Genomic DNA, 8,640 nt, shown 5'->3' with positions numbered 1-8,640 from the left:
TCAACGCACTTACTGCCGATGCCAGGCAGTGCTGATATTGCTACCGCTCTGGCGATAAAATCGTCGTACGCGGTAATCGTATCTTTTAGGAATTTTTCGGTTATGCTCATTTCACCACCCCATTATTGCGCAGACGACCCATCCCCTTCTTCAAACTCAACTCGGATGCATGTGAGTCTCCCGCCGCCGCCAATTGTTGCTACGCAATCCGCAGCCTCCCTGGTCTCATGTAAATTGGAATTATAAACATTCACCCACCTGACAAACTTACGCTTCGGCGCTGGCGCGTTGATGAGGCGGCCAACAAATGACCCTTCGCCGGACCTAGTAAAAAAACGAGCCACTTCTTTTTCGAGTTCAAGGTCATAAACAAGGGCAACGATAGGATATTGCCCTTTGGCGTTTGTGCAGATAATGCGCGCCGACATGTCAGCGTATGTATGCCCATGCGGCCAATCAGGATCAAATTCATTGCTCATTGTCCTACTCCGCCGCTTGCGCGACTGGCTCGCGCTGCAGTTCACGCTCGAAAGCATCGTAAGCTCTGTGCAATCGCTCTATGTGCTCGTTTCCATGAGCATGAATGCAGATATCGCTTCCGCCCACAGTGAATATGATGCATTGACCTGCGTCCATCCAGACCGCCTTAAGCTCTGACCCGCATATCCAATGGAAATTATGCGAAGACATCACGCGCTCCTTTCTAGATATTAGTAATCGTAATCCGGCTCTGGAGGCCCATCCGAGCAAATCGCCTCGCAGATCGCGTCATTGATCTTGTCGAGATTGTTCAGATGGTCGAACAGCGCGCCCGTGGCCTCGAATTCAGATCCAAGGCCGCCCATGCTGTCCCATCGCAGAAAGATGCTGTCTGTTTCCCATTCAGGCGGTTCCGCTGGATCTCCGCCGTATGATGACCACGACTCAGGAGCGCCCCATGACGTGACGCGGTAATCGACAACGGCGATAAAATCCTCGCCCATGAATTTTATCGGTATGTCCATTACTCAGCCGCCTCTCTGACTTCGCGCCCGCAATAATCGACGAACTCGCGCGCCATCGGCGAGACGAATTGGCCAGCAATCCATGCCGCCGCGATCTTGTCCGCGACAATCTCGGAGACGTCCTTCGTCCGCTCGCCTTCGCGGACTTCGTAAACAGCGCGCAGACTGCCATGTTGGGCGCCGGAGAGGATGTCGGAAACGGCGTCGTCAAGCGTGAAGCCGTCGACAGTTTCAGGGAATGACGACCCGAGCTTTGGGCCGTAGTCGATCAGTAGAAGCGTGGTGTTCATGACAGTCACCCATGCCAGATTGAGAACAACCCGAACGCTGCAATCGCGATCGGAATACCAACGCCGATGAGAATATTGATCATGCTGCCCTCATAAATTTTGCTGATCCGCTCGCGCGCGCCATCTTCGCCGCCGCCCATGCCGTTGACAGGCACTGCCCGAACGTCCATCCGAGACCGAGACGCTTTCCGTCTCGGTATCTGCGGTGGGCGTCTTTCATGACGGCTGCGCGGTCGAGTTTCATAGCCACCTCACTCGAAACTTTTGACGAGGCTGGCCACGTCGCCCATGTCCTCGCAGTTGGATATCTCGTCGCGAAGGTCTTTGATCTGCCACGCAAGACGATCGGCGCGCTTTTGTTCGACGTGTTCTCGACCGTCGTTTAGCTGGTAATCGCAAACTTCCAGCGTCTTGTTGTATTGCTGCGCGACCCAAGGAACGCCGCCGTCGTTAGATTTGTTGGCAAGCGCCTGCGCAGCGACGATTGCTTCGTTCTCTGTGCTGAAAAGACGGATTTCGTCGTAAAGAGTGCCGCTGCCGACGCCGGTCTCGATGCACATGTATTGAGTCTTGTCGGCGCTATCCGTGCGAACGCTGCCGATCGTCAACCGAGACGCAGTCGGAACAAATGTCGCATAGTCCAGCGACAGGTCGTGACTTGAGTGATACATGCTCCCACATCGTGGGCACCTGAACTCGTATTCGCTGCCGGCGGGGCTGATCGCCTTCCACTTCTTCGTTCCGAGACAGTCGGGGCACGGGTGCTGCTTTCGCTCGGTCGTCGTCGAGGCGTAATAGACAACATCACCTATTGAGAATTTGGTTTCGATGATGGCCATCACGCGCGCTCCCGCTTCGACACGACGCGCGCGCTGCGAAGGCGCGCGATCTCAGAGCGGATCGCGAAGACTTGAGCGATAAGGCCGCCGACCACGAGCGGGCCGAGCGTCGTTCCGAAAAAGAAGAAACAAAATTGAGAGTCGGTCATTGTCGTCACTCCAAGGCTTGTGCCTATGGAGCGAGTATTGGACAATTCGTCCAGCGCGTCAAGGACAATTTGTCCAACGCCACGACAAATTTTTTTAGCTCAACCAGAACAATCGCTTATGAAATTTTACGATACGCGGGCTTCGCCAATGTTAGCGAGCGCGGCTCTTTTCCGGTCAGCACGTATTCGACAGACCGATCCACGACTAGAGCGAAGCGAGGAATCAAATATTGCGGCATTGGGCTGCGGTTCTCGTATTTGCGATACCGCTCCGGAGGAACGCCGAGCGCTATAGCCATTTGCTCGGCAGTCCATTCTTTTTCTTCGCGTAGGCGCTTCACTCTTGCGCAAAGCGCGTTCTCAAAAAGCATCTGTTCGTTTGGCATGGCGCTGAAATTATTAGACATTCTGTCCAGCGTCATTCGACATGTCGTCCGCTTAAATTTTGACAGATTGTCCCGCTTGACAAGTTGGACGAATTGTCCAATCATGAGCCTATGAGCATCGACCCTAACGAAACACGACGACTTGTCGAAGAGATCGCCGAGAGCTTGGGCGCGTCTCGTGCCGCAGTCTTCAAATGGCGACAGCGCGGCGTTCCTAGCGAATGGAAAATCCGCATCGTCGAAGCGTCGAACAAGATGCTGACCTTCGCCGATTTTGGAACGTTGCATCCCTTTCGCGGCGAAGAACCGGCGCGCTCGCAGGCACCCGAAATAGGAGACGCGGCATGACCCGACCACTTCGCGACTTTCACATCTCATGCGCGATTGCATCGGCGCTCGCCGTCATTGCGTTTGCTTTGATGTTCTAACGGCTTCGCGGCCTCCTTCTCCCCTGCCTCCCCAGGGCGGGCCGCGCAACTGGCGTAGAGTTTTCGGACTCCGCCTTTTTTATTCAAGGCTTCGCCGGTCGCAATTCCGGCGAGGGAATCGTTAGACGCACTGCCGAGCGTGTCGAAGCGAGGATCACGAAGCGGGTTCGGTCAGTTCCCGCAGACTGCGAACGGCAGGGGCGATGACTCAAAGCATCGCCCCTGCATCCGACGCGCAACGGCTGACGAGGGGCTGCGCCGGAGTTCGAAAGTTTCGATAGGACCGCCAGCGTTGGCGCGCTGATGTGGGTCCAAGTGTCTAGGGGTGTGTCTGTTTCAACGCGCTCTCTCATGAACCGATAAGGAGCATGAGCCGTGAGCGCAGATCGTGACAAAGGTGAACACAAAATGAGCGTGGCCAATATCGCTGAGCGCATGGTGCGCGACACGATGGTGGAAAGAGGGCTGAAGAAGCCCGAAGCGCGCGCCATCGTCGCACGAGAGGCCGGCGTTAAGCCGGGAACGATTAGGCGGCTCTGCAACGGCTCGCTTGTCCACGTCGAACGCATCACAGATCGGATGAACGCTTATGCGATCCGAAGGCTTGAGAACAAGATTTCGCAATTTGAGCATGAGTTGGCTGTCGCTCGCCTTACGGCTGCGCGCGCTGATGATGTTGGAATTTTACGCGCTGCGGCTGCGTTGGATGAAGCGAAAAAAGCGCTGAAGGGGTGAAGCGAATGAGCGATGTAAAATATGATTTTGATGTTCCTATCATACGAGCGAAGAGTCCAATACGCGACCCAAACTCGATATCTGGGGTTATTCGTGGATTGCCAAAAGGCGCGTCTATATTTTTCCCAGGCACCAAAATGAATATCGTCAATAATTGTGCGTGCGTGCTTAAAAGGCGCGGCCACATCGATTTCAAAGTAGCATGCCGCTCTGTTACCGAAAACGACGTTGCTGGCATCCGCGTTTGGCGTCTCGACGCTGAATGAAACGCTTTTTTATTCAAGGCTTCGCCTGTAACGCAATTCAGGCGGGGAACTCGGGTGATGAGGATCGCGCGAGAAAGGCGAACGGCGGAGGCGGTGGAGTTGTGCCCATTGCCTCCGCCACCCTAGGAGAAAAAATGAGCAAGATGGCACGCCGTTGATAGCGTTCACCGTCCCTGGGATACCTGTTGCGAAAGGCCGGCCGCGCTTTGTGCGCGCGACTGGCCGCACGTTCACTCCGGCACGAACAGCCAATTACGAGGGCGTTGTAGCTGTGAAAGCTGCGGAGGCGATGGGCCGGCGCGCGCCATTTGAAGGGCCGCTGCGCGTGACGATCCGCGCGACGTTTTTGGTTCCTCAGTCATGGCCGGCAAAGAAGCGCGCCGCCGCTGTGTGGAAGACATCAAAGCCAGATGCCGACAATCTTGCAAAGATGATTGACGCGCTGAACGCGATCGTGTGGCGAGACGATGCACAAGTTTGCGAATTGACAGTGCAAAAAAAATTTGGCCCGATTGCTGGCTTAACCATCACCGTCGAGAGACTTGATGCAGGGGAAATCGCAAAATGACATTGACCGCTGACCGTATCGAAACTCCGCAACAAATGTTTGGCGACAAGGTGCGCTCTTTCATCGCAGAAGCTGCGCGCGCACATGGCGTCACGGTCTCTGACGTTCTCGGACGCGGGCGTATTCCGCCGATCAGCGCCGCACGCCATGACGCGATCCGAGCGACAAAAGCAGCATTCCCGCATTTGTCGTTGTCCCAAATTGGGCGGCTGTTCAATCGCAATCACACGACGATCAACTACGCGTTGAATGGCAAGCCAAGTCGCCCGCCCAACCCTACAGATGCGACGGCCCTCCCCCGTGTGACGGTTCCCCGCAGTCAACGGCTGCACTCGCGCAAAGGCTTCTCCTTGCCGAAATGGCTCCCTGCCGATCTCGTGCAGGACTATGTCGACGCCGCCGCGCTCTATGGTGAGTTCGGCGCGGCGTCGCACTGCCGCCGCCTCAAACGCGAGATGGAGGCGCGGCCATGATCTCTGACGCTACACAACTCGCCGCTCTTGATTTCGCCATAGAGGTCGCAACCGGTCGTCGCAAGCTGAACGCGTCGGAGGCGGCTTTGTTCCAGATCCACATCGCAGAAATTCGCCAGCGCATCGTTGCCGCAGCGCTTCGACGCGAGAAGAAGACAGAGGCCCGCCAGTGAGGCTCCGCGCGCTGGATATGCACAAATGATCCCCGATGAGCATCTGCGCGTTGAGCTTATCTATCGCGTGACAGGCACCACAACGCCGCCCGGCGGACAACACGCGGGGTCTCCGGTCGCAGATATCCGCGTAACGCATCTGCCAAGCGGAATTTTCGCGCAGTGCGGCGTGAGCCGGTCGCAGCACAAGAACAAGATGATTGCGGTCGAAATGATTGAGGCCGCGCTGACCTGCAAATGGAGCAACGAGATATGACGAAGATCGTCACAAGTTTCGACTACCCGCCGATCCCCATTCGTCAATTCGATTGGTCCGCCATCGACGACGATACTTATGACGGGGACGGATGTCCTATAGGCCACGGCGCGACGGAACAGGAAGCTATCGACGATCTGCTCGACCAAATATGCGCCAAGCGTGGGGCGGATTGTGATCCGCCGACATGCGCATATTGCCCCGCAGCCATTGGTGAGGCGTGCCGGGCAACAATTGTCCGCGTCGGCTCCAAGAAGGAGCGCTGTGATGAGCGATGATCCGTTGAAGCTAGCGCGGACGATGGCAATAGCGATGGATAAAACATTCCATGAGAGCAACGCCGCGAATTCTTGGCGTGCTGTCGCAAACGCCATCGAAGCAGCATACGCAAAGATTGCGGAGTTGGAGAAGCATAACGCCTCGCTCCGCGCCAAGATAGATGCTGATGCACAGTGGGACACGATCGAGACGGCTCCCAAGGACGGAACTCATATATTAGTTTGCTTCGGTCCATATGACCGATGGACGACATTCGCGCAGCAACCGCCAACTGTGGCTCACTGGTTTGGTGATGGCTGGTATTTGAGCCGCTGCCCGTTCGACCACGATGCAATTCAACCGCTAATGTGGCGGCCCCTTCCGCCGCCCTTGCAAAACGCCGGGGCGTGATGAAATGACCCTGAAAGAAGCGATCGAAAAAGCGACTGAGCGCGCCCATGCAAGACGCGGCGCATATATGACGCCGCTGAGCACAAAGGAGATTGTAGAAACAGCGCTCGCCTCGCTTGAAGCAAACGGTTTTGTCGTCGTGCCCAAAGAGGCGACCGGTGAAATGAACCAACTCGGCATGGCGGCCATAGCCGATGCAATGGAAGAAGGGTTCATGCTCACACCCGGCGAAGTGTTCACAAAGATGCTCGCCGCGCGCCCGAAGATCGGTGGCGAAGGATGACGCGCAAGAGAAAGCCCAAGGCCAAAAAGCCGATGGAATTTTACACGACGGACGCTTGCTGCCCGGAGTGCAAGGAACGTCACGGCTTTTTTGCGCCGATGATCTGCGGCCACAACAATGGAAGCGGGCGCGACGTTTGGTATAACCGAGAGACGTGCAGTTGGACGATCGACAGCCCGTTGACTGCGCCGTCTGACGACGAAAGCGCCCGCCGGGCGCTCTTGCGGAGGGCGGCATGAGCATCGCGCAGCTCATGTCCGACATGGAGGCCGCTGGGGCGCCGCTGGCGGCGATTATGATTGCCGTCAAAGCGATCGAGGCTGAGCGCGCAAAGGACCAGGACCGCCGCGACAAAAGAGCAGAACAAAAGCGCATTGAAAGGGATCGTCGCGCGACAGTCGCGCGACAAGGTGGCGACGTGGGCGCGACAGTCGCAAAACCCCTCCCCCTAAAAGAAATCCCCCCACACCCCCCTAAGAAAATAACCCCCTCTAGTTCCGAACTTTCGCTTCGCTCAAGTTCGGCCGCTGACGCGGCGGATTGCGAAAATCCGATGGACGAGGACCCGAAGGACGTTCTGTTTCGGGATGGCCTTCGCTGGCTCGCCAAGGAAACCGGGAAATCTGAAAACTCCCTTCGCTCGTCGGTCGGCAAAATGCTGAAACTTGCCGGAGGCGACGCCAACGCTGGGCTAGTCCTCGGCGTGCTCCGCGACGCCAAACGCGAGCGCAAAGCCGACCCGGTGGCGTGGGCGTTGGGTGTTTTGTCTGGGAGGGCAAACGCGCGCGCCGGCCCGCCGCAAGAGCGCGATTACGGGAGGGGCGCGTTAGCAGATTTTTGGGCGAAAACGTTCGAAGGCGAACACGATGAGCAGGCAGCTAAAAGCTCGATATCTAGTGGAAATGTTCTCAGCCTTTCCGTCATTCCGGGCGACCGAGAAGGAATTGGCGACGATGATGGCGAGCTATCTGCAATCGCTAGACGGATATCCGGCTGAAATTGTCAGCGAGGCGTCGCTAAAAGCGCGGCAGAAAGGCACAGCGTGGCCGCCGAGCGCGCCGGAGTTTTACGAGCTTTGCAATCAGGTTTCGGCCAGACGGTTTCAGCGCGACACGCTGGCTAAACTCCCGCCGCCTATCGAACAATTCAGCGATGAGCACCGCGAGGCGATGAAGGCGCGGTTCACGAAGTTGGTTGACGATCTTAAACACGGACGCCTTCCGCCTGCCCGCCACGGCTTTACGGACGAGCAATTGGCTGATCCGAACTGCATCGTCAACCGCAAGGGCCAAGTGCCCTATACGATGCGCCACGGCCCGCCGTTTGGGTTCAAGACGGTTCACGCGCCGTATGGGTTTCTCACGCCGCTTGAACTGTCGCAGCCCAGCGTGGTGATGCGTGCGAAGCGGACAACGCCGAAGTCATTCTGGAATGATCCGCGCGATTATATGGGCGATCGCGAGGCTGCGGAGTAGCGCCTTCACGCGCGAGACGATCGGTTATGGAGGTCATGATGTTGTTGATTTGCACTGGGCACTGGCCCGTCGCCGGCTGCGGGAAACTACTCTCGGAAGAAGAGCGGGAATATTACGGTTCTTGCTGCGAAGAGTGCGAGCGTGACTGGTCTGCTACAATCGGTACATGGCGGAGCGGCGGGGAAAATCCTGATCTGGATGCGATGTTTGATGACAAGCCGGAGAGGCAGTGATGGCTATGACGATGCGAGAGCGGATTGCGCGGGCGGTTCGGCGAGCTATGGTGGGTGAAGTCTTGGCCGAAGGCCGCGATCTTGAAGCCGAGTTTTCAGAGTTTTCGCTATCTGACCAACAATCATATTTTGATGCTGCCGACGCCGTCCTTACCGAGCTTGAAACGCCGACAGACGGGATGCTGAAAGACGCCGAATATGCTTGGCCAGGGGCATTTAATAAATCTTTTGGCGAATGCATCTCGGCTTCCTACGCCGCCGCGATCCGCGCATCTCGTGAGGGGAAGTAGATGACGCCTGAGCAGGAAGCAGAGCTGATTGAGGCTCGACGGTTTTCTCTCCTTGTAAGATGGAACAAGATGGTAGCGGAACTGGCCCCTGACCATAAGCCAGATGGGTCCGGGTTAGACGAC

19 protein-coding genes are annotated in these 8,640 nt (G+C 56.9%); 12 read left to right on the top strand and 7 right to left on the bottom strand.

What is annotated here, in order from left to right:
* Positions 1-122: 122 nt before the first annotated feature.
* The 7 genes from WC026_RS16820 to WC026_RS16790 all read right to left on the bottom strand — a co-directional run bounded on the left by WC026_RS16820 (position 123) and on the right by WC026_RS16790 (position 2,704).
* Positions 123-479 (bottom strand): hypothetical protein, encoded by a 357-nt coding sequence (locus WC026_RS16820; RefSeq protein ID WP_372712163.1) that lies wholly within the window; start codon positions 477-479, stop codon positions 123-125.
* Between the two features lie 231 nt (positions 480-710).
* Positions 711-1,004 carry a hypothetical protein gene (locus tag WC026_RS16815; RefSeq protein WP_372712162.1) on the bottom strand — a complete coding sequence of 98 codons (294 nt, stop codon included), beginning with the start codon at positions 1,002-1,004 and terminating at the stop codon, positions 711-713.
* Positions 1,004-1,294 carry a hypothetical protein gene (locus tag WC026_RS16810; protein WP_372712161.1) on the bottom strand — a complete coding sequence of 97 codons (291 nt, stop codon included), beginning with the start codon at positions 1,292-1,294 and terminating at the stop codon, positions 1,004-1,006. Before WC026_RS16810 ends, WC026_RS16815 begins: the two co-directional genes overlap by 1 nt.
* Before the next feature lie 5 nt (positions 1,295-1,299).
* Entirely contained in the window at positions 1,300-1,464 is a 165-nt protein-coding gene (locus WC026_RS16805; protein WP_372712160.1) for a hypothetical protein, read from the bottom strand.
* A gap of 81 nt (positions 1,465-1,545) precedes the next feature.
* Positions 1,546-2,133 (bottom strand): hypothetical protein, encoded by a 588-nt coding sequence (locus WC026_RS16800; protein ID WP_372712159.1) that lies wholly within the window; start codon positions 2,131-2,133, stop codon positions 1,546-1,548.
* Complete coding sequence (locus tag WC026_RS16795) at positions 2,133-2,282, bottom strand: hypothetical protein (RefSeq protein ID WP_372712158.1); 150 nt, start codon at positions 2,280-2,282, stop codon at positions 2,133-2,135. Before WC026_RS16795 ends, WC026_RS16800 begins: the two co-directional genes overlap by 1 nt.
* 116 nt (positions 2,283-2,398) lie before the next feature.
* A complete protein-coding gene (locus tag WC026_RS16790; RefSeq protein ID WP_372712157.1) occupies positions 2,399-2,704 on the bottom strand; it encodes a helix-turn-helix domain-containing protein in 306 nt (101 codons plus the stop codon).
* Positions 2,705-2,779: 75 nt separating this feature from the next.
* On the opposite strand from WC026_RS16790, the gene WC026_RS16785 reads away from it, so the two are divergent.
* The 12 genes from WC026_RS16785 to WC026_RS16730 all read left to right on the top strand — a co-directional run bounded on the left by WC026_RS16785 (position 2,780) and on the right by WC026_RS16730 (position 8,517).
* Positions 2,780-3,016, top strand: coding sequence for a hypothetical protein (locus WC026_RS16785; RefSeq protein WP_372712156.1), 237 nt, complete (start codon positions 2,780-2,782; stop codon positions 3,014-3,016).
* Between the two features lie 455 nt (positions 3,017-3,471).
* Positions 3,472-3,831, top strand: a complete 360-nt coding sequence (locus WC026_RS16780) for a hypothetical protein (protein ID WP_372712155.1) — start codon at positions 3,472-3,474, stop codon at positions 3,829-3,831.
* Between the two features lie 420 nt (positions 3,832-4,251).
* The gene (locus WC026_RS16775) at positions 4,252-4,665 is read left to right on the top strand and encodes a RusA family crossover junction endodeoxyribonuclease (protein WP_372712154.1); all 414 of its coding nucleotides are present in this window, start codon (positions 4,252-4,254) and stop codon (positions 4,663-4,665) included.
* On the top strand, positions 4,662-5,138 hold the full coding sequence (locus WC026_RS16770) for a helix-turn-helix domain-containing protein (protein WP_372712153.1): 477 nt from the start codon (positions 4,662-4,664) through the stop codon (positions 5,136-5,138). Before WC026_RS16775 ends, WC026_RS16770 begins: the two co-directional genes overlap by 4 nt.
* The gene (locus WC026_RS16765; RefSeq protein ID WP_372712152.1) at positions 5,135-5,311 is read left to right on the top strand and encodes a hypothetical protein; all 177 of its coding nucleotides are present in this window, start codon (positions 5,135-5,137) and stop codon (positions 5,309-5,311) included. Before WC026_RS16770 ends, WC026_RS16765 begins: the two co-directional genes overlap by 4 nt.
* Positions 5,312-5,336: 25 nt before the next feature.
* Complete coding sequence (locus WC026_RS16760; protein WP_372712151.1) at positions 5,337-5,567, top strand: peptide chain release factor-like protein; 231 nt, start codon at positions 5,337-5,339, stop codon at positions 5,565-5,567.
* Positions 5,564-5,845 carry a hypothetical protein gene (locus WC026_RS16755; RefSeq protein WP_372712150.1) on the top strand — a complete coding sequence of 94 codons (282 nt, stop codon included), beginning with the start codon at positions 5,564-5,566 and terminating at the stop codon, positions 5,843-5,845. Before WC026_RS16760 ends, WC026_RS16755 begins: the two co-directional genes overlap by 4 nt.
* Entirely contained in the window at positions 5,835-6,236 is a 402-nt protein-coding gene (locus tag WC026_RS16750) for a hypothetical protein (RefSeq protein ID WP_372712149.1), read from the top strand. Before WC026_RS16755 ends, WC026_RS16750 begins: the two co-directional genes overlap by 11 nt.
* A 4-nt stretch (positions 6,237-6,240) precedes the next feature.
* Positions 6,241-6,519 (top strand): hypothetical protein, encoded by a 279-nt coding sequence (locus tag WC026_RS16745; RefSeq protein ID WP_372712148.1) that lies wholly within the window; start codon positions 6,241-6,243, stop codon positions 6,517-6,519.
* 295 nt (positions 6,520-6,814) lie between these two features.
* Positions 6,815-7,516, top strand: coding sequence for a hypothetical protein (locus WC026_RS16740; protein ID WP_372712147.1), 702 nt, complete (start codon positions 6,815-6,817; stop codon positions 7,514-7,516).
* Positions 7,473-7,994: a hypothetical protein gene (locus tag WC026_RS16735; RefSeq protein WP_372712146.1), complete on the top strand. Its 522-nt coding sequence runs from the start codon at positions 7,473-7,475 to the stop codon at positions 7,992-7,994. Before WC026_RS16740 ends, WC026_RS16735 begins: the two co-directional genes overlap by 44 nt.
* Positions 7,995-8,226: 232 nt before the next feature.
* Complete coding sequence (locus WC026_RS16730) at positions 8,227-8,517, top strand: hypothetical protein (RefSeq protein WP_372712145.1); 291 nt, start codon at positions 8,227-8,229, stop codon at positions 8,515-8,517.
* The last annotated feature ends 123 nt before the right edge of the window (positions 8,518-8,640 follow it).

The organism is Hyphomicrobium sp. (assembly GCF_041674905.1).
Taxonomy (GTDB): domain Bacteria; phylum Pseudomonadota; class Alphaproteobacteria; order Rhizobiales; family Hyphomicrobiaceae; genus Hyphomicrobium_B.
This window is presented reverse-complemented; position numbering and strand designations above follow the sequence as displayed.